The sequence below is a fragment of the Ensifer sp. Root127 genome, assembly GCF_001425225.1.
Taxonomy (GTDB): Bacteria; Pseudomonadota; Alphaproteobacteria; order Rhizobiales; family Rhizobiaceae; genus Ensifer; species Ensifer canadensis.
In genome coordinates, this window is sequence record NZ_LMDX01000017.1 from 84948 (window position 1) to 106032 (window position 21085).

Consider the following 21085-nt stretch of genomic DNA (forward strand, 5'->3'; position numbering starts at 1 on the left):
CGTGCGTCATCTTTCCATCGCATTGGGGGCGGTCTGCCTCCTCGGCGGCTGTGCCGCGGTTGGCCCCGATTACGCCACACCGAACCCCACGCTTGTCACCAGCTACGCGGAACCGGCGCAAAAGGGGTCCGCTGTCGAGCCCGAGACGCGCTGGTGGGAGGCGCTCTCTGATCCCTTGATAAACCGGCTCATCTCGGAAGGGCAGATCTCGAACCTGACCGTGGCCCAAGCCCTGGAGCGGGTTCGCGAGGCACAGGCCGACGCCAAGGCGATCGGAGCCGAAGGATTGCCGGACGTCGACGGCTCGATTTCATCCGAAACGACGAAAACGAGCGGCAAGTCAGCGTCGACGACCGCGACCGGAGAGTTGGCCAGCGGCTGGGAAATCGATCTCTTCGGCAAGTATCGGCGCAACCGCGAGGGCGCGCGAGCCACGGTGGAAGCGGCGCAGGAGGATCTGAGCGCAGCGCGCCTCGCCCTGCTCGGCGATATCGCCACTTCCTATGTGGAGGCGCGCGGGTACCAAAATCGACTTAGCGTGGCGCGCAGGGCGCTCAACGGAAAACGAGAGGCGGTCACCGTTGTCCAGGCTCAGCTTCAAGCCGGCGGAGCGACCACCTTGGACGTCTCCCAGGCGGTCGGGAGCGCCGCCTCGACGGAAGCGAACATTCCCGCGCTTGAAACCTCGCTGCATGCTTCCCTCAATCGGCTGGCGTCGCTGCTCGACCTTCCGGTTGCAACGATGCGCACTGAGCTCGCAAAGGGGAGGGCAGTGCCGTTGCCGCGGCAGAGCATTTCGGCCGGCTTGCCGGCGGATCTCCTGCGCAACCGGCCAGATATTCGCCGTGCAGAACGAAACTTGGCGGCCGTGGTCGCCGATATCGGCGTGCGCGAGGCGGACCTCTATCCAAGCCTGTCGCTTTCCGGTTCGATCACTATTTCCGCCGAACGCATCGCCGGCCTCTCGACCGATAGTGGCGGCTGGGCGCTCGGCCCGTCGCTGACTGTACCGGTTTTCGACGCCGGTCGGCGCAAGGCCCTCGTAGACGTCTCGCGTTCTCAGGCGCGCGAGCAATATCTAGCGTATCGCGAAACGGTGGCGAGCGCGGTGGAGGAGGTGGAAAACGCGCTCGTCAGCTACAATCGCGAACGACAGCGGCAGATGGCTTTACGCCGGAGCGTTGTCGCCTACAAGCAGGCCGTCACGCAGTCGAGCGAGCTATACAAGTCCGGCGCTGCGGACTTCCTCGATCTGCTGGACGCGCAAGACGATTTCTACTCGGCGGAAGACAAGCTGGTGCAGAACGAGGCGGCGATTGCAACGGCCTATATCACACTGTGCGAGGCGCTCGGTGGGGGATGGGCAATCACGAATCCTCTGGAGCAGTCGAGTACAGGAAACTGAGGAGTGCGACCGTTGGTCATTCGATCTCCCGCGGCGGTCGTGTTGAAAGGAGGTTCCCTCAGCCATGCCAACTTGCCGGCGCGATTGGCGTTGGCGTACGTTTTTTGCGTGAGCTTGAGGCCGGAAAAGTGAGCTGTCAGATCGGCGGCGCGTCGTTGACCCCGTCGCCAGTCATAGCGACCGACAGTCCGTTTGCCTGAAGGGCCGTGACCAGGCGCAGCTTGTGTTCCGGGCTGGTGCGGGCAAAGAGGCCCACCCCCGCGACCTCGAGCGCCAGTTGCGCATCGTCCAGCTGCATGCATCAAGCTCCCTTCACCGTGCGGTATAGCCGCCGTCCACCACCAGTTCGGCTCCGGTGACGAATTCGCCTCGTCGGATGGCGAAGCCGTGTCGCTGATCCATGCCAAACCTCCGTTTGCACAATGGATTCAGATTCATCGCATTGGGAAGCGAAATGAGTCGCAGCCTATGCCGGCTGGTGCGAGCCCTAAAATTTGCGACAGGCCCCCAAACCGCTGCCACCGAATCAAACGATATCGTTATTTCTTTGCGATCGTCCGGAACCTGCAGCGTCAATGGGTATTAGGTGCTCAAGGGGTTCGCCTCTAGTCCTACGACGGAGAAGCGAGCCCACGGAGCACTCGGCGCTGTACGTTCGCAAATGGAGGAAACTATGGGCTACCGAGATATCGTTGTCTATTTGGACGCTGGAGCAGATTGCGCGGCCCGTTTGCGCACTGCCATTGATGTCGCTGCCAAGCACCAAGCTAGGCTGATCGGCGTCGACATCAGCACGAAGGAAGCACAGGAAGGGGAGAGCCACGATCTCGCGCTGGCTATCGAGGATACATTCACCACGGCAGTTCAGGCGGCTGGCCTTGATTTCCAGTATCACGCGGCAAGGCCGGAAGCTCATACCGCAGAGCAACTTTTTTCCCACTCCGCGGATATTCTGGTAGCGACACAGCCCCATCCCGACCACCGCCATCTTTCCAATTCATCAGTTCCCAAAGAAGTTCTGTTGACAGCTGGGGTTCCAATGTTGGTGCTTCCGGCTGGCTGGACCGGAGAGGATGCGATCGGCGAGCAGGTGATCGTTGCCTGGAATTTCAGCCGCGAGTCAACCCGGGCCGTTCACGACGCGATGCCAATCCTCAAGGCAGCGCGCAAAGTTCTCCTGTTCGTGTTCGCGAGCAATTACAGCGACCAAAATGCAGATGTTCAAGAGATAAAGCGTCATCTCGAACACCATGGGGTAACGGTTGCCTTGGAAGGATGGCGCGATACGGGGCAAACAGATTTCACCAGTGCGTTGTTTGCTGTCCTCGACCGAGAGAGCGCAGACCTTATCGTCTGCGGCGCGTATGGCCACTCGCCGCTTTTCGAAGATGTGTTCGGCGGCGCGACGCCCAATCTGCTGAATAACATTTCCATGCCGGTCTTGATGTCGCACTAAATCGCAGCATTGCAGACTGGCCATTAACAGAACGGTGAAACATAGATACCGGCAGGGCCGCCTTTAATCCCGTCCATGTGTGTTGTTGACGAACTCACCTCGGTCGAAAAGCAATCTTATTGCCGCTGATGACAATGCGAGGAGAGGCCGCCCTCATGAAGCCAATGAACGAAAAGCACCTCGCTGTTCTGCTCGAGATGATTGCAATCCATACCGACCTTGCAAGCGAAGAACTCGGCAAAGCGGTGCTCAATGACAGGACAGCTCGAGGCGTGGCAACTGATCTCCGGTTCAGCCGGCTCGAGGCGGCCTAATGTGGGGCAGAGCTACGCCATCATCTATCAACTTCAGATATGTGAAATCGCCAAGGGGCTTTTTCCTGATTTTTCCCCCGACGCCGCCCTCCTGTAGAGCTTCAGTTTGCGCCACCTCATGAGGCTTCTTTTCTTTTATTGGCCAACCGCAGGTGCCGCTGCCTTTCGGGCCTCATCGCGCTTTCTGAAGCCTTCAATCTTCTCTGCAGCCGCCAATCTGTCGGCGTCCGATACCGAGTCGATCGGCATTCCGCCGATGTCGTGGCGAGCGGAGAATATCTGCGCGACCGCCAGATGATAGCTCTTTGAGTGGAGATGGGCGCCCGTCGCACGGCGCAGCGTCGAGCCGCTGATTTCGGGCCTTAGTAGTGGCCTGATTTGATTCCAGAGCCCGAGCGCGAATGGTCGGATTGGATCGCCTGCCTTCGTGGGCAGCATCGCGATCGGCTGGGTGAGGAGCGCATTGATCGCCCGGGCTTTCAAAACGTCCATCTCGCGCGCCGCAACCGGGCCAGATTTCTCTCTCGGCGATTTGCTCATGGATGGTTTCTCACACGTCACTTTCGGGACCTGTAGCAACGGATATGGGCAATGTCACGGTTGAGAACATCTCGGCTGAAGGTGAAGGCCAAGATTTCGGATAGGTGTTCGGTCTCGTCACTCATGTCGGATCGAACGCACCCTTGAACTCCGGATCGGCATAATACCGAAGCTTCTGAACCCAGGCCGGCCGTTGCCCCTGTCGCAGCAGGAATCATCCTGTCTTCCGGTAGTCGCATGATTTCATCGGCATTGATGAGATCACGCGCCGATACGTGCTCGGACGACGAGTTCTTGCCCTCGCTCCAGGACCTGGTGATGTACTGCGCATCGGTCTTGCCGATCGAGCGCGCGATCAGCTCGGCCGTTTCGGTATCATTGACGCCAAAGACTTGAAGGACGGCAGCATTCGACAGGAACGTGCCGGCGCCCCCACCATAGGTGGCGCGCAGCTAATGGGTATCCTGGAGGATCGGCCAGAGCTGGACGCCATAGCCGGCCATGAGGGCCATGGCGCGTTCGACCGGTGCCAGGTGGCCGAGTGCGGCAAACTCGTCGAGGAGATAGAGCACCGGCCGGGTGAGAAGTGCGGGATCACACGCCATGTCAGTGAGGCTCTGGGTGATCAGCAGCCGCAGCCACCTGGAATAGGTGGAAAGCCGATCAGGCGGCAAAACGAGGAAGACGGTGGCGTTGTTGCGCTTGAGATCGGCGAAGCGGAAGTCCGATCGGCTAAGCACGGCCGTCATGCGCGGACTGTCGAGAAAGTGGGTGTGGCGCAGCGCGGCCGAAAGAACGCCGGCCGCTTCCATGTCCTGCATTCGAGCGAGCAGGCCCAGGAAGCGCTCCGGGGCAAGCGTGAGATATTCGCGCAACGTTGCGAGGTTTCGGCGCCCTGGCGATTCCGCGACGACGATCTTGAGGATGAGGCCGGCGATCAGTGCCTTTGCTTCTTCATTCCAATGTGCGTCACCCGCCATGCCGGGTTCATCGAACACCACGGCGTCGGCCAGCGTGCTGGCATCCTCCGCGACATCAGGACCAGCGGGATCGAGCATATCAAGTCGTTTGAAAGCAGCGGGCCGTATACCCGCCACGCCACATGGATCGAGGATGTGAACCGGGCCAAATTGCTCACGGGCGCGACCAGCGACTCTGGCATTTTCTAACTTCGGATCGATGCAGATCACCGATCGATCGGCTGTCAGCAGATTGGGAATGATGGTGCCCACGCCCTTGCCGGTTCTCGTCGGCGCCGGTCAGCAGATGGGATGGCCCATCGTAACGCAGCAACTTGTCCGTCGTCGGATCGCGGCCGATCAGCAGGCCTTCATCTGTTGTCGAGAGATTCTGGAGTTCCTTGCCCATTGCCCAGCGGGCGGAGCCGAACACAGAGGCGATCGGCGCATCCGTCATGAATGCCGCGAGGAAACCGACTACGCAGGATTGTCTTGGGTTGTCCACGAGCGGCGACTTGGAGCGCAGCGCGAAGCTGAAACCTGGCAGCGCGAAAGGAGAGACGTGGTCGAAGTTCCTGGGCTCACTCAAGCAGTGAGGCCATGTTGAAGCAATTCAACGCTATTCCTCAGGCCAAGAAGGCGCAATTCGTGGAAGTGCTCGCCGGCAATCCCGCTGGAAGAGAGGCGCTTGAGGAAGCAAAGACGCTCGCGCATGCACTTGAATGCGTTTCGGAACCTCGGACCCACGTTCATTCAAGACAGAGCTCGACCGGCTAGGGTTCGCTGACGCGGCTAAGATCGAGCGTATCAATGAGATCGCCCGGATCGTCGATCGGGCACACGGGGCGGAGTTGAGCCGAAAGCACGAGCTGACGCGTGGACTGAAGAAGGGGCTAGGTTTGCGCCTGTAGGTCTTCGACGAGGGTGGAGTGCCGAGCCTTTTCAGCTCGTGCAGGATTTTGACGAGTCCGTTCGCGGTGGCGACATGGATTTCGAATTTACCCGTTCGGGTAGAATTACAGGACCATCCACCTTGTGGCATCTTTTAGGCGGCAACGTCGCCGATCAACGAGCCAGCGGGAATATTCCATTCCTTACTAAGCTTTCGAATCTGGTCCAGATTGATTTCCCGCTTGCCATTCAGAAGATCAGCCGCTCGCGCCTTGGAGCCAATGACCGCCACTAGATCGGCGCGAGAGTAATTGTTCGCAACCATTACCGACTTGATCACGTCAACCGGGCTCGCTGTCGGGATTGCGTAGTGTTTGGCTTCATACTGTTCGATCAGAAGGACGAGCGCGTCAAAATGAGCAGCCTCATCGGACCCTTCGTCGGGTTCGATTGCGAAATACGGCCGAACTTCATCCAATGCGGCGTTGTATTCGTCCTCACTCTGAAGTGTTCGAAAAGCTTTCAAATTCAACATAACGATCTCCTTTCACGTCAGAGTTCTTTCACATCAATCGCATCGTATAGCGCGTGGAATAACCCGTGATAACGATCTATCTCGACTGCAACGCCAGCACGCCGATCGATCCAGACGTGGCGGCTGCCATGCGGCCGTTTCTCGATAGGGCGTTCGGGAATCCTTCCATCGGCCACTGGGCGAGCACCCCGGCGAAGGCTGCTCTGGAGAATGCGCGGAGCCCGGTTGCCGGACTGCTCGGCTGTGAACCCGACGAGATCGTGTTCACAAACGGTGGCAGCGAGGCCAACAACCTGGCGATCAAGGGTACGTTCTTTGCCCTCCGGGATAAAGGCGAGCATCCCGCCGTGCTCGGCCCTTGCCGTTTTCTCGAGCGGCTCGGCGCGACGGTGACCTACCTTCCGGTCGACGGCACGGGCATGGTCAATCCCGAGGACGTGCGTCGCGCCATTACACCGCGCACCATCCTGATCAGCGTCATGCACGCCAACAACGAGGTCGGCACGATCCAGCCGATCGAGGAGATTGGCGCTATTGCGCGCGAACGGGGGATTCGTTTCCACACGGACGCGGCGCAATCTATCGGCAAGATTCCTACCAAGGTCGATACGCTCGGCGTCGATCTGCTGTCCATCGCCGGTCACAAGCTCTATGCACCCAAGGGCGTCGGGGCGCTCTACGTCCGCCGTGGCATCGAGCTCGGGCCGCTGATCCACGGCGCCGGGCATGAGCATGGCCGGCGCGCCGGCACCGAAAGCGCGTTGCTCGCAGTCGGGCTCGGAGCCGCCTGCGCGCTCGCCGTGGACCTCTAACCGATGACCCGCGTCCGGCCACTGCGCGACCGCCTTTGGAATGCGCTGCAGGAGGGGTTCGGCGGACGTGTCGTGCTGAACGGCCATCCACAACACCGACTTCCCAATACGCTGAACGTCTCGTTGTCGGTTTGGTCGGCGCCGAGGTGCTTGCCGGCCTCGACGGAGTCGCGGCCTCGAACGGGTCGGCATGCCACGCGGGCAGCGTCGAACTCTCTCAGGTGCTGGCCGCCATGGGAGTGGCCGAGACGGTCGGCATGGGAACGGTCCGCTTCAGTCTCGGTCGGACCACGACAGAAGCCGAGAGCGATAGCGTCGTGGATCAGCTTCGGACCGCCTTATCCCGATCTACGGCTGAAGGAGGTTCCGATGGCCTTCTATAATGACGTTATCCTACCGAAGCTTTGCCATCTGTCGATGCGCAACAAAAACCTTGTCCCTTATCGCGAGAGGGTGATCGGCGGGGCGCAGGGCCGGGTCCTTGAGATCGGCATCGGATCGGGAATGAACCTGCCTTTCTATGGATCTGGCGTGCGTGAAGTCCTGGCGCTCGAGCCCTCCGCGCCGCTTGTCGACATGGCTCGTGGGGCACAGCACGGAAGCGACTTTCCGGTCCGCCTTCTCGAAGCCTCGGCGGAGGCGATTCCGCTCGAGGATCGGTGCGTTGACACGGTGGTGACGACTTGGACACTGTGCACCATACCGCACGCGGACATTGCTCTTACAGAGATGCGCCGTGTGCTTCGCCTGGGCGGCCAACTGCTCTTTGTCGAACATGGGCTGGCGCCGGACGAAAGTGTTCGGCGCTTGCAGCACTGGCTGACCCCAGCTTGGCGACGCATCGCTGGCGGTTGCCATCTCAACCGCCAGATCTCCACGATGATCGAGGAGGGCGGCTTCCGTTTGGACCGATTGGAGACCGGCTACATGCCCGGCCCGAAGCCGATGACATTCATGTATGAGGGCAGCGCGAGGCCACGGTGACCGCGCAACAGAACGAAACTCTGGTCTCGGCGACTCCGACCAACACTATGCCGAACTCACGATCAGGAATTACCGGAAGTCACAGGCTTTGGAGAAGGACTCGGCATAGTTTCCTGCTCGGGACAAATACCGGATCGTCACGTTGACACCCTCAAGGTGAAGTCCAGAAATTTCCACTGATACCGACAGGAGACAAGAGTGCGTGAGGTTTGTACTAAACAAACTCAATAACTTGGCGACAAGCGTCGCGACGCGCGCGTTACTGAAAAATCTCGCGAGCTTCGGCCTTGGCCGCTAACAGCGCCTCCATTAAAAGGCTCTCGGCGTGAATATGCCGGCGGAGCGCTTCCTGGAAGCGGTGCAATAGACGGGCAACGGTGTTTGGCCCGAGATCGGACCGGCCATCGGCCAACTTGCAAAGGAGGAGTGAGAGTTCCTCTGCCGCCAGCCGGTCGCAGCGATGATCAGCCTTCGGCCTTTCGATGGCCTGACGATATCTCCATTCTACTGTTCCCATCATGCCGCCTGCGCCGCCGCTTCTCATTGCGCAGGCGCAAAGACTGGCTCACTCTCGACAGTTCGACACGGTCCTTGGAAGTTACTTCTTGTTTTCGGCCGCTGGCCGTCGGAGGCGACGATCGAGAGACCCAATCGCGCGCCCTGATGCCGCGACAGTCCGGCGTCCCACAATCTGAAATTCCTGCGTGGTCTTGCCGAAGAGCAGCATAGCGAGCTGCCGGAGTTCTTGCCGCGCGACCAGCAGTGTTCGCTGCTTGGTTTAATATCTTCAAAGAAGCCTTTGTAAAGGCGAGATATTACCGGACGTTATCAAATTACGGAAGAGGCTTGATGTGGTTAGGCGATGCACTCATTGATCTCGTGGAAAGCGTCCGCCGCACCGACCTCGAAACACCTAAGGTACAGACAGACAGATCATTTGGCATTGTGGAATAACTAGTAATATCAGCTGATTATCCGTACCTATTCATCTAGATAATAATCGTCTGGGATACAAGACACGCGGAACGATCGCTCCATTCTGCCGCCGAGGCAAGGCTCATTGATTTTGGCGAGGACGGGAAGCCGCAAAGCCCGTGTTTTTAGGACACGCGCTTGCCCCTATCATCAAACACATGCAGGTCCTTGGCCAGCGCGCCGACCGTGACATGGTCGTCGATCTGCCTCACCGATCGCCCTGGAACTCGGAACACGAGATCCTGACCATTGGCGAATTTGCCATGCACGTAGCTTTCCGCTCCAACGAGTTCGATGCTGTCGATGCGGACCTTGGCGGTGAAATCAAAGTCCGTCGCGGTGGGTTCACAGACTGCGAGGTCTTCCGGTCGGATGCCGATCGTGAATGCGCCGGCTGGTTTGGGCACATTTGGCGAGATCGACCAGCCTTCAAGCGTTTCAGCATGTTTGAGCAGGTTCATCGACGGTGAACCGATGAAAGTTGCGACAAACGTCGTCGCCGGTTTTTCGTAGAGTTCGATCGGTGATCCGACCTGCTCGATCTGTCCGCCATTGACCACGACCAGCTTGTCGGCAAGCGTCATTGCCTCCATCTGGTCATGCGTGACATAGACACTGGTCGTGCCAAGAGAGCGTTGCAAGCGCTTGATTTCGATGCGCATCTGCCCCCTCAACTTGGCGTCCAAGTTCGACAGAGGCTCATCGAACAGGAACGCCGCCGGTTCGCGCACGATCGCTCGCCCCATGGCCACACGCTGGCGCTGGCCGCCGGAAAGCTGGCGTGGTTTGCGGTGTAGATACTGCTCGATCTCCAGGGTCTTGGCGGCAATCGCGATACGACGCTCGATCTCGTCCTTCGGCGTGTTGCGGTTCTTCAGCCCGTAGGCAAGGTTCTGATGAACAGTCATATGCGGGTAGAGCGCGTAGTTCTGAAACACCATCGCAATGTCCCGCTCAGCGGGTTCTAAATCATTGACTGTTCTGTCGCCGATAACGATCTCGCCGGAGCTGATACTTTCGAGACCCGCGATCATGCGCAGAAGCGTGGACTTTCCACATCCGGATGGGCCGACGAGAACGACGAGTTCGCCATCGTCGATCTGGAGGGATACGCCTTTGATCGCCTCGATATTGCCGCCATAGATCTTGCGGACGTTGTTCAGGGTAATTTGAGCCATTACTTCTCAGTCTCCACAAGACCTTTGACGAACCAGCGCTGCATCAGCACGACGACGAGGATTGGCGGGATGATCGCGAGGATCGCGGTTACCATCACGTAGTTCCAGGGTGTCGAGGCGTCGGTGAAATCGACCATGCGACGCAGGCCGATGATGATGGTGTTCATCTTCGCGTCGTTCGTCACCAGCAACGGCCAGAGATACTGGGTCCAGCCATAGATGAAGAGGATGACGAACAGGGCGGCGATGTTGGTTTTTGAAAGCGGAAGCAGGATGTCGCGCATGAAGCGAAACGGGCCGGCATTGTCGATGCGCGCCGCTTCCACCAGTTCGCCCGGGATCGTCAGAAAGAACTGCCTGAAAAGAAATGTCGCCGTTGCCGAAGCCATCAAAGGCAGCGTCAGGCCGGCATAGGTATCGATCAACCCGAGGTCGACGATCACCTTGTAGGTAGGCAGGATGCGCACCTCGACCGGCAGCATCAGCGTTATGAAGATCATCCAGAAGAAGACCATCTTCAGCGGAAAACGAAAGAAGACGATCGCGAAGGCCGAGAGGAAGGAGATGACGATCTTGCCGACGGCGATGGCAATCGCAACGACTGTCGAATTGAACAAAAGCCGCTCAAGGCTGACGCCGACGACACGCTCGACGCCGCCAGACATCGCTTCCGTATAGTTCTCGGTCAGATGACCGCCGATGGTCAACGACATCGGTGGACGGATGATCTCGACCGAGGTCCGGGTGGAGGCGACGAAGGTGTAGTAGATCGGAAAGGCGACGATGATGACGCCGATGATCAGCACCAGATGGCCAATGAAATTGGCGATGGGACGTTTTTCAATCATCGGCGCGCCTCATGCGTAGTGAACCCGCTTCTCGACGAAGCGGAACTGGAACGCCGTCAGTGCGACAACGATGACCATGAGAATGACCGACTGGGCCGCCGAGCTGCCGAGGTCGAGATTGACGAAACCATCATTGTAGACCTTGTAGACGAGCGTTTCCGTGGCCTTCGCCGGGCCCCCGCCTGTGACGGCATGGATGATGCCGAAAGTGTCGAAGAAGGCGTAGACGGTGTTGACCACGAGCAGGAAGAAGGTGGTCGGTGCCAAAAGCGGGAAGACGATCGTCCAGAAACGCCGCGCTCCGCGCGCGCCATCAATCGATGCAGCCTCGATCAGCGATTTCGGGATCGCCTGCAGACCGGCGACGAAGAAGAGGAAATTGTAGCTGATCTGCTTCCAGGCAGCCGCGACGATCACCAACGCCATGGCCTGGTCGCCATTTAGAAGCGGATCCCAGGCAAAGCCGTTGCGCCGCAAAATATAGGCAAATGTCCCCATCGCGGGATTGAACATGAAGAGCCACAGCATGCCGGCCACTGCAGGTGCAACGGCATAGGGCCAGATCAGAAGCGTGCGGTAGATGTTTCGGCCGCGAACGACACGGTCTGCCGCCGTTGCCAACAACAGAGCGACAGCCATGGAGAGCAACGCTGTCGCCAGGCTGAAGACCACCGTGACCTTCAGCGAATGCAGGTAGTCCGGGTTTGCCAGAACAGCGCGAAAATTGGCAAGACCGACGAAGCCGGACTTGAGCCCGAATGGGTCCTCGCGAAGCACGGATTGATAAAGCGCCTGGCTCGCCGGCCAAAAGAAGAAGATGACCGTGAGCACGATCTGCGGCGCGAGCAGGAGATAAGGCAGGATTTTATTGGGAAAGACGACAGGCTGCAAAGCGACCCCCTTCTTTGCGCGAGGAGATGGCCTGCCCCGGTTCACGCCCGCGGCAGGCCTGCTGTGGCGTCGCTAGTTTCCGATGGCTGCCGCGATTGCGGCGTTCGCCTTCTTGGTGCCTTCGGTCAGGGCCGCTTGCGCATCCTTCTGCCCGGCGAGCATCGCCTCGAACTCTTCGTTGAGGATGTCTCTCACCTGCGGAAGATTGACGAGCCGCACACCCTTGGAGTTTTCCGTTGGCGCCTTGCCCATCATCTGCAGGATCGGCGTTTCACGGCCGGGGTTCTTTTCATAGAATCCCGACTTCTTGGTTTCCTCATAGGCGGCGAGGGTAACAGGCAGATAGCCCGAGACCTGATGCAGGCGTGCCTGGATTTCGGTCTTCGACAGGAAGTTAAAGAACTCGGCGATGCCCTTGTATTCATCGTCGGATTTGCCCCCGAACACCCAGAGGCTTGCGCCGCCCGGGATCGTATTCTGCGGACCGCTGCCCTCGTAATAGGGCAACTGGCCGATACCGTATTTAATTCCCGACTTGATGATGTCGCCGAGACCACCGGATGATTCCGTCAGAATGGCGCATTCACCTGATGTAAAGAGCTGTTTTGCCTCCGAAGTGCGACCGCCGTAACGGAACGTACCGTCCTTTGCGAGATCGGCAATCGCCTGGAAATGCTGCACGAACAGCGGCGCATCGACCTTCAGTTCGACGTCGAGGCCAGCAAGGCCGTTCTCGTTGGTTCCGTAAGGCACGTTGTTCCAGGCTGCGAAGTTTTCGGTCTGGATCCAGGTGAGCCAGGTGGAGGTGAAGCCGCAGGCCGAAGCGCCGCTCGCCTTGATCTTCTTGGCGGCGTCAAATACTTCCGGCCAGGTCTTCGGCGGCTTTTCCGCATCGAGCCCCGCCTTCGTAAACGCTTCCTTGTTGTAATAGAGGATCGGCGACGACGAATTATACGGGAAGGACAGCATCGTACCGTCCGCCTTCGAATAATAAGCGACGATGCCCGGCAAGTATTGATCCTTGTTGAATTCGTAACCGCCCTTCTGCAGAACCTCGGCCACCGGCAGGATTGCGCCTTCCGCACCCAGCATCACGCCGCTGCCGGCATCGAAGACCTGTAGGATCGCGGGCGCCTGCTTGGATCGGAACGCGGCAATGCCGGCGTTCAACGTTTCCGGGTAGGTTCCTTTGAAGACGGGCACGACCTTGTAGGCGGTCTGGCTGTCGTTGAATTCCTTTGCCAGCTTGTCGACGACTTCGTTGTTGGCGCCGGTCATGGCGTGCCACCAGGAAAGTTCGGTAGCGGCCATTGCGTTTGAGGCTAGGCCTGCTGAAAATGCGGACGCCGCGACCAAAACGGTCCAGTTCAAGTGTCTGAACATGATTCCTCCCATTTTTCAAAAGCCAGGGCATTTGGCACGCCCGGCGAAATCGATCCTCCTCGATCGAAGCTTACGCAACCTTCGCTGCGAAACCAAAAAGCAGTAGAAGCGAAATGAAATGAATATGCAACGAAAATATGACAATGGAATTTGCATTCCACGGCCGCCACGAAGGGGCCAGCGCCAATTATTGTGGATGCTTTCAGTGAGCCTGTGCAGGCGGAGGTCTATCGTTTCGTTCGCAACCCACTAAGGGTCAGGCTTGGTGTTGTTCCCGAAATAATCAGCGGCCAGAGCCGAGCCTGTCCAATTTTCCTGAGGTCCATCCCTTCCTTCCCTGTTGTGAAGTCCGGCGCTCAGTTGCTCAGGCACTTCTGCTGTCAAGTTTGAGCAGGATCAATGCGACTTTGCGCGATGGGATTACGATAGGTCGACGTTGAAGGCAGAGTTGAAGGCACAAGGGAGATCATTCGTGAGAATTCCGCCCTGGATCTGCTCGGGTCAGGGAGACCGGATCGAACAGATCAGCCGAAGCTCAAGGAGAAAGATGATGTCGATCGATCGTGCAGTCCTGATGTTCGCGGGAACGTTGATTCTCGTGTCCCTCGCGCTCGGATACTATGTCTCGTCCTATTGGTTCCTTCTGACGGCGTTCGCGGGCCTCAACATGATACAGGCGTCCTTCACCGGATTCTGTCCAGCCGCATTCGCCTTCAAGAAGATCGGCTGCAAGCCAGGCGTCGCTTTCAAGTAGCCGAGCCCCGAGGCGTCCGACGCCCCTCGGAGCAGCCGGTGGGCCGTTGCGGCTGAAGCCTCGCATCAAATGGACGTCCATCATGCTGAGATCACGGGTTTCCGCCGCCGTATTGCTCGCAGCCGCGACTGTCGTTTGGGGCGCGGCAGACGCTGCAGAATTCGTTGCCAGGAGCACGACGGTTACGCAGATGAAGGCGGTTTTCGGCCAGGTCGAAAGCCGTACGGTTGTTCCATCGCGCGCCCGCATCGGCGGCACGGTGCGCGAGATCCGCGTTTCCGAGGGGAGCGAGGTTAACGAGCGAGACATCATCGCTGTCGTTGTTGATGACAAGATTGCACTCGAGTTGCAGGCCGCCGGTTCCAAGATCAAGGCCCTGGAGTCGCAGCTCGAGAATGCGCGCACCGAACTCGAGCGCGCGCAGCAGCTACTTGCACGCGGAGCTACTGCCCAGAGCCGGCTCGACACGGCGAGAATGGCTCTCGAGGTGGTGCTGAACCAGGTTGCGGCAGCGCAGGCCGAACGGGCCGTCATAGAGCAACGTGCACATGAGGGTGACACCCTGGCGCCGGCGACCGGCCGTGTGCTGACGGTTCCAGTCACCCCAGGCTCAGTGGTCCTCCTGGGGGAGGAACTGGCTCGCATCGCGACCGGACCTTACTACCTCCGCCTTTCGCTTCCCGAGCGCCACGCGACGGAGATTGTGGAGGGCGGCACAGTGGTCGTTGGCACGCGCGGTCTCGCACAGCCCCCGACGGGACCGAAGGCTGAGGCGCACGAGGGACGCATCGCCAAAGTCTATCCGGAGATCTCGAATGGACGGGTGATCGCGGATGTCGAAGTCGCAGGTATCGGTGACTATTTCGTGAACGAGCGTACGCTCGTGTCGATCCCTGTCGGCAAACGATCAGTGCTTGCCGTGCCGCCTGTAGCCGTAAGGACGCTGCACGGCGTGGACTTTCTCCGGGTCGTGACGCCCGATGGTGAAATGGACATCACAGTCGTTCTCGGTGAGCGCTTCGAAGACAACGGTGAACAGCGGATCGAAATCCTCACTGGCCTTCGCGACGGCGATCGGATCGTACTGCCATGAAACTCGGACTCGCCGGCAGCCTCACGCGCGCCTTTATCGCTTCCCCGCTCACGCCCCTTCTTCTGATGGCCGCGCTGGTTCTCGGCCTCGTCGCGCTGATGACTCTTCCCCGCGAAGAGGAGCCGCAGATCTCCGTACCGATGGTGGACATTCATGTGGAGGCCAATGGACTGAAGGCCGAAGACGCGGTCAAGCTTGTGACCGAGCCGCTGGAAGCCATCGTGAAGAGCATCAATGGCGTCGAACATATCTATTCGCAGACGCGGGACGACGGAGCGATCGTCACCGCGCGCTTCTTGGTAGGCACGAGCGCGGATGCCGCGATCCTGCGTGTGCACGAAAAGGTCCGGGCCAACTTCAACCGAATCCCTGTCGGCATACCGGAGCCGCTGATCGTCGGCCGCAGCATTGATGACGTCGCCATCGTTGTCGTGACGCTGACCCCTACGCCGGAGGCGGCATCGCGCTGGACAGCGAACGGGTTGACCCGGCTCGCGCGCGAATTGCAGGTCGAGGTGACGAAGCTGCCCGGCATCGGATTGACCTACATCGTCGGCGAGCAGCCTGATCAAATCCGCGTTGAGCCGGATCCGGAAAAACTTTCGCTTTATGGCATCACCATTCAGCAACTCGCCGCCAAGATCGAAGGGGCGAACCGGTCGTTCCAGAGCGCGCTCGTGCGCGAAAACGGGGAACAGCGCACCTTGGTTGCCGGACAGACGCTGCAGAGTCAAAGTGAGATTGGCAACCTGCTCTTGACGGCGCGAGACGGTCGACCAGTGTATGTGCGCGATGTCGCCGAAATAGTGCTCGCCGGCGAACCGAATGAGACGCGTGTCAACGAGGTGCGCAAGACAGAAGGCGGCCTGGAGCGGGTTCCGACAGTCTCGCTGGCGATCGCCAAGCGGACCGGCACCAATGCCGTCGCAATTGCTGAAGACATTATTCACCGCCTCGAACAGGTCCGCGGGCAAATCTTTCCCGAGGAAGTCGAGATGGTGATCACCCGCGACTACGGCGAAACGGCCAGCGAAAAGGCGAATGAGCTCCTCTTCCATCTTGGTCTCGCCACCGTCTCGATCGTTCTGCTCGTCGCGGTTGCGATCGGCTGGCGTGAAGCGCTCGTCGTCGCTGTGGTCATCCCGACGACAATCCTGCTGACCCTATTGGCCTCCCGGGTCATGGGCTACACGTTGAACCGGGTGAGCCTGTTCGCACTCATATTCTCGATCGGCATTCTTGTCGACGACGCCATCGTCTTGATCGAGAACATCGCCCGGCACTGGGCGATGAAGGATGGACGCAGCCGGATCCGGGCCGCGACAGAGGCGGTTGCCGAAGTCGGCAACCCGACAATCGTCGCCACTATGACTGTCGTGGTCGCGTTGCTGCCGATGCTCTTCGTGTCGGGCATGATGGGCCCCTATATGAGTCCGATTCCCGTAAATGCCTCGGCGGCCATGTTGTTCTCGTTCTTCGTTGCGGTGATGCTGACGCCGTGGCTGATGACGAAGCTCGCCGGCAGGGAGACTGCAGGTCACCCAGGTGTCCATAGCGACCGCGATAGCCGTGGTGGATGGCTTGGCAAGGCCTATGTCGCCGCTGCCAGACCGATCCTGCAGTCGCGCGCTCGCGCGTGGACATTTCTGCTGCTGGTGGGCGTTGCAACCGTCCTCTCGCTTGGCCTCATCTATACCAAGGACGTCACAGTCAAGCTGCTGCCGTTCGACAATAAGGCCGAGTTGCAGGTCTTGGTTGATCTGCCGGAAGGGGCGTCGGTGGAAGCCACGGACCGCGTCTTGCAGCAGGTCGTAGCACGGCTGGTCGCGATTCCTGAGACGACGTCCTTCCAGACCTACGCCGGAACGTCCGCACCGTTCAACTTCAACGGCCTCGTGCGCCACTACTATCTGCGCTCCTCACCGGAACTGGGCGACGTACAGGTCAACTTGGTTCCGAAGAGCGAACGCAGTCGCGCCAGCCATGACATTGCGCTCGACATCCGCACCCGGCTGCAGGGACAGGACGTTCCTGCCGGCACGTCGGTCAAAGTGGTGGAGCCGCCGCCTGGTCCGCCGGTGATGTCAACGCTCATTGCCGAGATCTATGGCCCCGACGCCGAGACCCGGCGCGCAGTCGCCGCCAAGACCAGGGAGGCTTTCGAGAGCATCCCCTTCATCGTCGATGTGGACGATTCCTTCGGCGTTCGGCCCGAGCGTTTGCGGTTGGCGATCGACCAGGACAATCTGGAATATCACGGCGTCGAGCAAAGCGACGTCTACGACTCCATCCGCTCTCTTTACGCGGGAACGGCAGTCGGCTATTCGCATCGCGGCGGCGGCCGGCCGCCGATTCCGATCCGCATCGCACTTGCCAAAAGTGCGAAAGTCGTTAGCGAGCGAACGCTGGCGACGCCGGTTCCCGCCAATGCGCTGCCCGGCGAACGCGGCATCGTCGAGCTTGGCGACGTTGTGACGCTCAGGCGCGAGCCGGCATCCTTCCCAATCTTCCGACACAACGGCCGGTCTGCCGAGATGGTGACGGCCGAGCTCGCGGGCGAGTTCGAGGCGCCAGTCTACGGCATGATGGCGGTGGCAAAGGCCATCGAACGGGCCAACTGGGGCGACGTGCCGAAACCGGCTATCGCGTTTCACGGACAACCGGATGACGAGTTGGGACCAACCTTGCTTTGGGATGGTGAATGGGAGGTGACCTGGGTCACTTTCCGAGACATGGGTGCCGCCTTCATCGTTTCGGTCATCGGAATCTACATCCTCGTGGTCGCCCAATTTGGCTCGTTCAAACTCCCCTTGGTGATCCTGACGCCGATTCCTCTGACCTTCATCGGCATCATGGTGGGCCACTGGCTGTTCGGAGCACCGTTTTCGGCGACCTCGATGATTGGCTTCATCGCCCTCGCCGGGATCATCGTTCGTAACTCGATTCTGCTTGCCGATTTCATCCGTCTTGCCCGCAGTCCGGACCGACCGTTGATCGACGTGCTGCTCGAAGCCGGCGCGATCCGCTTCAAACCGATCCTGCTCACCGCGATCGCGGCGATGATCGGCGCAGCGGTCATTCTCGTGGATCCGATCTTCCAAGGCCTCGCGATCTCGCTGCTCTTCGGCCTGATCTCCTCGACCGTGCTCACTGTTTTGGTCATCCCCGCGATCTATATCGCCCTCAGAGGCGATGGCCGCGGCAGCGAGACGTTCCGGCCGGGTCCCCAACCGAGCAAATTGCCGGAGCACGAACCGGAGCACGAGCTTGAGCCAACCTGAGACATGATTGAACAAAGGAGATGCCGATGAGCTACTATTTCGCCAAGACGCTTACCTGTGGCTTCGATGAGGCCGTGCAGAGAACGACCGAAGCACTGAAGAATTCCGGCTTCGGCATCATCACGGAAATCGACGTGAAGGAGACGCTGAAAAAGAAGATCAACGCAGACTTCCGATCCTATAGGATTCTCGGCGCCTGCAATCCGCACATGGCGTATGAGGCCTTGAAGATCGAGGACAAGGTCGGGACGATGCTGCCTTGCAATGTCATCGTGCAGGATGCTGGGCCAGGCAAGACCGAAGTTGCGGCGATCGATCCCGTCGCCTCTATGCAGGCGATCGACAATCCCGAGCTACTGGTGACGGCAAAGCAGGTGCGATCGATGCTGGAGAAGGTCATCGACGGCCTCTGAGCGCGGGCGCGCCGTAGGGGCGAACCGCAATTCATTGCCCCGTCTGTTGACCTCGCTCAATGTCCGACGCCGTACGATAAGCTAGCCTTCTTTTGTCTTCAAAAGGAGCACTCATAATGTTCAAGGTTTCTGGCATCGCATTGATCGCGCTTGGCTTTTTCTCGGGACAAGCATTGGCTGACGACTATGGTGCGAGATGGGGGCGGTGGCATGGCTACGGCCCAGGGATGATGATGGAGCGAATAGGAACGATCGACACGAACGATGACGGCGTCATCAGTGACGATGAAGCCGCCGACCAGGTCGAAACGATCTTCGCCGCGATGGACGGTGACGATGACGGCGAACTAACAGAAGATGAATATATGAGTGTGCGCATGGGCCCAGGCCAAGGCTTCAATGAAGCGCGGCAAAAGGCCATGCAGGAACGAAAGAAGGCCAGTTTCACCAAAATCGACACGGATAAGAGTGGAAAGGTCAGCAAGGCCGAGTTCTTGACGGCCGGTAAGGCTCGCTTCGAAGCGGCTGATACGGACGGGCGGGTTACACCGTGGGAATTTCGCGCCCAACGGCGGGGATGATCCATCGACAAGGCACGTTGGTTGACAATGGTAAAACACGTCGATGTCCTAACTGCGCGGCTGTAAACCGGCTGGCCGCGGGCCGCACCGCCGTCACAGCCAAGTGTGGGACCTGTCGCCGGGCACTCTTCAACGGCCATCCGATTGACGCTGACGCAGAGATGTTTCGCAGACAAACCAGTCGGAGTGACATCCCCGTCCTGATTGATCTCTGGGCTCCATGGTGCGGCCCCTGCCGGATGATGGCCCCTGCATATCAGGAGGCCGCCAGAATCCTCGAGCCCGAAATACGTCTTGTGAAGCTCAATTCGGAAGCCAATCAGGAGATTGCGTCAACGCTTGGCATCCGGGGGATCCCAACCTTGATCCTGTTCTCCGGGGGCCGTGAGCTTGCCCGGGTGTCCGGAGCAATGAGCGCGGGCCAGATCGTCGACTGGACACGCACTCATCTCCGTGGAGTACAGTAAAGCGACACCATGGGTATCGCTGGGTCATCGGTTCCGCCGGGGCGGCGTCGTCCGGTCGCGAAGGATGAAGGCCTCGACAAAGTGGAGCGGCTTGCCGGGGGTAGTCGTTCCCGGTTCCCGGCCTGCGGCCGGCGCTTGCGCTGAACCTCTTTCGGCGACCCTTTTAGCCGGTCAAGCCGCGCGAACGGGCTTTGGCCGCTTTGGCGGCCGCCGCCTGGTACGCTCATCCTCTTCTGATCGTGCGGCATGGCCAGCATGGGCACATCGCGCGCACGGAGCCAGTTTCACGGCGATGCCCGGCCGTCAAGATCATCAGCTCCGCGCGAGCCTGCATCGGAAGAGACCTTTGGACTTGTCCGCCCTAAAAGGATGCTTGTGAGACGATGGGGCTGGAAAACGCCGCCGCAATGAGGACCTACATTTTTGAAAGTGCAGGTCTCATCAACTCGGCCGGCGGTGATCTGTGCTATCTGACCGCAAAGGCGCGGCGAGGGGAGTTTTTGCTCGGGCCAGTGGTGATGGCGTTGTTGGGCGCGCAGATAAAGTCGATCTCGCCAGCTTGTTCGAAGATGATCTCCAACGCTCTTGATCCACCGGACCCACAGCCGTCAGGGTAGATATCGAGCGCGTAGCCTTGTGTCTCTGGGTTCAGGTATGGCAGAAGCTGCGGATCATCGATGAAGATGTCGACATCAAAGCTCTCGCGATGATCGATCTGGAGCATCAGGGCGGTACCGCCTCCAAAAGTCCAATTGTCGATCAATGTGAGTTGGGAGCTTGCCTGATCGATAATGCAGCCAGCGTGGTCAAACAGGTCCCCCATCTGCTGGCTGGGTGTTCGACCAATTATGCCGCCCGCGCCAAAGGTAGCGGGTAACCGGCAAGTGCCGAGAACTTCCGTGCTAAGTCGGAAGCGATCGCCGGATCAACGTGCATTTCGCCAAGGAACGAGATCTGAAGGTTCTCGTCTACCTCGGAAAAAAAAGAGAACGCCGACGCATCGAAATTGACTGCGCTGGCAGGATCGGAAATCTTGGATGCCAATTGCTCAGCCGAAAGCTTCGTCCCATAAGGGGCGTTGACAGTCGACAAAACCTTTACTGCAACAATGGACATCTTCCTCGACCACAGAACCTTCAGGTTTTTATATACCTCGACGATGCTTGCGAAAAAAGGATCGCCGGTGAGGACGCCGTCACACGTTAGCGAATGACTGCGATAATTCTGACAAACTGATGTTCAGCCTCGAGAAATTCTTCGAGGCATCTGTATTCGGCCGATTTTCCGATGTTGCGGCTTGTCTGAGGGCGAGGCTCATCCGGGGA

Annotated in this window: 19 protein-coding genes and 5 pseudogenes; 14 read left to right on the forward strand and 10 right to left on the reverse strand. The window is 59.4% G+C overall.

Going from position 1 to position 21085, the window contains the following annotated elements; translation table 11 throughout:
- Nucleotide 1 precedes the first annotated feature (1 nt).
- Together ASD03_RS19195 and ASD03_RS40605 are read left to right on the forward strand one after the other, a co-directional pair.
- Complete coding sequence (locus ASD03_RS19195; RefSeq protein ID WP_057215088.1) at nucleotides 2-1405, forward strand: efflux transporter outer membrane subunit; 1404 nt, start codon at nucleotides 2-4, stop codon at nucleotides 1403-1405.
- 68 nt (nucleotides 1406-1473) lie between these two features.
- Nucleotides 1474-1557 (forward strand): annotated as a pseudogene (locus ASD03_RS40605) (transcriptional regulator); the annotation flags it as partial.
- On the opposite strand, the gene ASD03_RS37880 reads toward ASD03_RS40605, so the two are convergent.
- A complete protein-coding gene (locus ASD03_RS37880) occupies nucleotides 1542-1703 on the reverse strand; it encodes an HAD family hydrolase (protein WP_234908031.1) in 162 nt (53 codons plus the stop codon). The pseudogene ASD03_RS40605 and the gene ASD03_RS37880 overlap by 16 nt on opposite strands.
- A 375-nt stretch (nucleotides 1704-2078) precedes the next feature.
- Between ASD03_RS37880 and ASD03_RS19200 the strand changes: the two genes are divergently transcribed.
- Both ASD03_RS19200 and ASD03_RS39075 read left to right on the forward strand, forming a co-directional pair.
- Nucleotides 2079-2861 (forward strand): universal stress protein, encoded by a 783-nt coding sequence (locus ASD03_RS19200; RefSeq protein ID WP_057215091.1) that lies wholly within the window; start codon nucleotides 2079-2081, stop codon nucleotides 2859-2861.
- Between the two features lie 155 nt (nucleotides 2862-3016).
- A pseudogene (locus ASD03_RS39075) lies at nucleotides 3017-3121 on the forward strand (protein-L-isoaspartate O-methyltransferase); the annotation flags it as partial.
- Nucleotides 3122-3310: 189 nt separating this feature from the next.
- On the opposite strand, the gene ASD03_RS19205 reads toward ASD03_RS39075, so the two are convergent.
- The 3 genes and pseudogenes from ASD03_RS19205 to ASD03_RS19225 form a co-directional block, all read right to left on the reverse strand.
- Nucleotides 3311-3715: a ProQ/FINO family protein gene (locus tag ASD03_RS19205; protein ID WP_057215094.1), complete on the reverse strand. Its 405-nt coding sequence runs from the start codon at nucleotides 3713-3715 to the stop codon at nucleotides 3311-3313.
- A 121-nt stretch (nucleotides 3716-3836) separates the two neighbouring features.
- A pseudogene (locus ASD03_RS37890) lies at nucleotides 3837-5101 on the reverse strand (type IV secretory system conjugative DNA transfer family protein); the annotation flags it as partial.
- 618 nt (nucleotides 5102-5719) lie between these two features.
- A complete protein-coding gene (locus tag ASD03_RS19225; protein WP_057215107.1) occupies nucleotides 5720-6100 on the reverse strand; it encodes a hypothetical protein in 381 nt (126 codons plus the stop codon).
- 65 nt (nucleotides 6101-6165) lie between these two features.
- On the opposite strand from ASD03_RS19225, the gene ASD03_RS19230 reads away from it, so the two are divergent.
- From ASD03_RS19230 to ASD03_RS40610, 3 genes and pseudogenes are all read left to right on the forward strand, one after another.
- Nucleotides 6166-6912, forward strand: a complete 747-nt coding sequence (locus tag ASD03_RS19230; RefSeq protein ID WP_244494655.1) for a cysteine desulfurase family protein — start codon at nucleotides 6166-6168, stop codon at nucleotides 6910-6912.
- Nucleotides 6913-7281: 369 nt separating this feature from the next.
- Nucleotides 7282-7896: a class I SAM-dependent methyltransferase gene (locus tag ASD03_RS19235; RefSeq protein WP_057215111.1), complete on the forward strand. Its 615-nt coding sequence runs from the start codon at nucleotides 7282-7284 to the stop codon at nucleotides 7894-7896.
- Nucleotides 7897-8569: 673 nt separating this feature from the next.
- A pseudogene (locus tag ASD03_RS40610) lies at nucleotides 8570-8712 on the forward strand (nucleotidyltransferase); the annotation flags it as partial.
- A 284-nt stretch (nucleotides 8713-8996) separates the two neighbouring features.
- On the opposite strand, the gene ASD03_RS19245 reads toward ASD03_RS40610, so the two are convergent.
- The 4 genes from ASD03_RS19245 to ugpB form a co-directional block, all read right to left on the reverse strand.
- Nucleotides 8997-10049 (reverse strand): sn-glycerol-3-phosphate import ATP-binding protein UgpC, encoded by a 1053-nt coding sequence (locus ASD03_RS19245; RefSeq protein ID WP_057215117.1) that lies wholly within the window; start codon nucleotides 10047-10049, stop codon nucleotides 8997-8999.
- Entirely contained in the window at nucleotides 10049-10897 is an 849-nt protein-coding gene (gene ugpE / locus ASD03_RS19250) for a sn-glycerol-3-phosphate ABC transporter permease UgpE (RefSeq protein WP_057215120.1), read from the reverse strand. The genes ASD03_RS19245 and ugpE overlap by 1 nt, the downstream gene beginning before the upstream one ends.
- Nucleotides 10898-10906: 9 nt before the next feature.
- Nucleotides 10907-11788 carry a sn-glycerol-3-phosphate ABC transporter permease UgpA gene (gene ugpA / locus ASD03_RS19255; RefSeq protein WP_057215123.1) on the reverse strand — a complete coding sequence of 294 codons (882 nt, stop codon included), beginning with the start codon at nucleotides 11786-11788 and terminating at the stop codon, nucleotides 10907-10909.
- Between the two features lie 72 nt (nucleotides 11789-11860).
- Nucleotides 11861-13183 (reverse strand): sn-glycerol-3-phosphate ABC transporter substrate-binding protein UgpB, encoded by a 1323-nt coding sequence (gene ugpB / locus ASD03_RS19260; protein WP_082557344.1) that lies wholly within the window; start codon nucleotides 13181-13183, stop codon nucleotides 11861-11863.
- A 538-nt stretch (nucleotides 13184-13721) separates the two neighbouring features.
- On the opposite strand from ugpB, the gene ASD03_RS19265 reads away from it, so the two are divergent.
- From ASD03_RS19265 to ASD03_RS41310, 7 genes are all read left to right on the forward strand, one after another.
- On the forward strand, nucleotides 13722-13925 hold the full coding sequence (locus ASD03_RS19265; protein WP_057215129.1) for a DUF2892 domain-containing protein: 204 nt from the start codon (nucleotides 13722-13724) through the stop codon (nucleotides 13923-13925).
- 82 nt (nucleotides 13926-14007) lie between these two features.
- Complete coding sequence (locus tag ASD03_RS19270) at nucleotides 14008-15018, forward strand: efflux RND transporter periplasmic adaptor subunit (RefSeq protein WP_057215328.1); 1011 nt, start codon at nucleotides 14008-14010, stop codon at nucleotides 15016-15018.
- Nucleotides 15015-18299 carry an efflux RND transporter permease subunit gene (locus tag ASD03_RS19275; RefSeq protein ID WP_057215132.1) on the forward strand — a complete coding sequence of 1095 codons (3285 nt, stop codon included), beginning with the start codon at nucleotides 15015-15017 and terminating at the stop codon, nucleotides 18297-18299. The genes ASD03_RS19270 and ASD03_RS19275 overlap by 4 nt, the downstream gene beginning before the upstream one ends.
- 26 nt (nucleotides 18300-18325) lie before the next feature.
- Nucleotides 18326-18712 (forward strand): DUF302 domain-containing protein, encoded by a 387-nt coding sequence (locus tag ASD03_RS19280; protein WP_057215135.1) that lies wholly within the window; start codon nucleotides 18326-18328, stop codon nucleotides 18710-18712.
- Nucleotides 18713-18828: 116 nt separating this feature from the next.
- Nucleotides 18829-19293: an EF-hand domain-containing protein gene (locus tag ASD03_RS19285; RefSeq protein WP_057215138.1), complete on the forward strand. Its 465-nt coding sequence runs from the start codon at nucleotides 18829-18831 to the stop codon at nucleotides 19291-19293.
- Nucleotides 19290-19760, forward strand: coding sequence for a thioredoxin TrxC (gene trxC / locus ASD03_RS19290; protein WP_057215144.1), 471 nt, complete (start codon nucleotides 19290-19292; stop codon nucleotides 19758-19760). Before ASD03_RS19285 ends, trxC begins: the two co-directional genes overlap by 4 nt.
- Before the next feature lie 407 nt (nucleotides 19761-20167).
- The gene (locus tag ASD03_RS41310; RefSeq protein ID WP_347376826.1) at nucleotides 20168-20377 is read left to right on the forward strand and encodes a hypothetical protein; all 210 of its coding nucleotides are present in this window, start codon (nucleotides 20168-20170) and stop codon (nucleotides 20375-20377) included.
- A 71-nt stretch (nucleotides 20378-20448) separates the two neighbouring features.
- On the opposite strand, the pseudogene ASD03_RS41315 reads toward ASD03_RS41310, so the two are convergent.
- Together ASD03_RS41315 and ASD03_RS19300 are read right to left on the reverse strand one after the other, a co-directional pair.
- A pseudogene (locus tag ASD03_RS41315) lies at nucleotides 20449-20583 on the reverse strand (hypothetical protein); the annotation flags it as partial.
- A gap of 23 nt (nucleotides 20584-20606) precedes the next feature.
- A complete protein-coding gene (locus tag ASD03_RS19300; protein WP_025428909.1) occupies nucleotides 20607-20876 on the reverse strand; it encodes a hypothetical protein in 270 nt (89 codons plus the stop codon).
- Nucleotides 20877-21085 lie beyond the last annotated feature (209 nt).

Coding starts and splice junctions, on each gene's coding strand:
- ASD03_RS19280 (WP_057215135.1), top strand. CDS start 18,326: ATGAGCTACTATTTCGCCAAGACGCTTACCTGTGGCTTCGATGAGGCC.
- ASD03_RS19200 (WP_057215091.1), top strand. CDS start 2,079: ATGGGCTACCGAGATATCGTTGTCTATTTGGACGCTGGAGCAGATTGC.
- ASD03_RS19235 (WP_057215111.1), top strand. CDS start 7,282: ATGGCCTTCTATAATGACGTTATCCTACCGAAGCTTTGCCATCTGTCG.
- ugpB (WP_082557344.1), bottom strand. CDS start 13,183: ATGGGAGGAATCATGTTCAGACACTTGAACTGGACCGTTTTGGTCGCG.
- ASD03_RS19245 (WP_057215117.1), bottom strand. CDS start 10,049: ATGGCTCAAATTACCCTGAACAACGTCCGCAAGATCTATGGCGGCAAT.
- ugpE (WP_057215120.1), bottom strand. CDS start 10,897: ATGATTGAAAAACGTCCCATCGCCAATTTCATTGGCCATCTGGTGCTG.
- ASD03_RS37880 (WP_234908031.1), bottom strand. CDS start 1,703: ATGCAGCTGGACGATGCGCAACTGGCGCTCGAGGTCGCGGGGGTGGGC.
- ASD03_RS19300 (WP_025428909.1), bottom strand. CDS start 20,876: ATGTCCATTGTTGCAGTAAAGGTTTTGTCGACTGTCAACGCCCCTTAT.
- ASD03_RS19270 (WP_057215328.1), top strand. CDS start 14,008: ATGCTGAGATCACGGGTTTCCGCCGCCGTATTGCTCGCAGCCGCGACT.
- ASD03_RS19225 (WP_057215107.1), bottom strand. CDS start 6,100: ATGTTGAATTTGAAAGCTTTTCGAACACTTCAGAGTGAGGACGAATAC.
- ASD03_RS19265 (WP_057215129.1), top strand. CDS start 13,722: ATGTCGATCGATCGTGCAGTCCTGATGTTCGCGGGAACGTTGATTCTC.
- ASD03_RS19205 (WP_057215094.1), bottom strand. CDS start 3,715: ATGAGCAAATCGCCGAGAGAGAAATCTGGCCCGGTTGCGGCGCGCGAG.
- ASD03_RS19275 (WP_057215132.1), top strand. CDS start 15,015: ATGAAACTCGGACTCGCCGGCAGCCTCACGCGCGCCTTTATCGCTTCC.
- trxC (WP_057215144.1), top strand. CDS start 19,290: ATGATCCATCGACAAGGCACGTTGGTTGACAATGGTAAAACACGTCGA.
- ASD03_RS19285 (WP_057215138.1), top strand. CDS start 18,829: ATGTTCAAGGTTTCTGGCATCGCATTGATCGCGCTTGGCTTTTTCTCG.
- ASD03_RS41310 (WP_347376826.1), top strand. CDS start 20,168: ATGAGGACCTACATTTTTGAAAGTGCAGGTCTCATCAACTCGGCCGGC.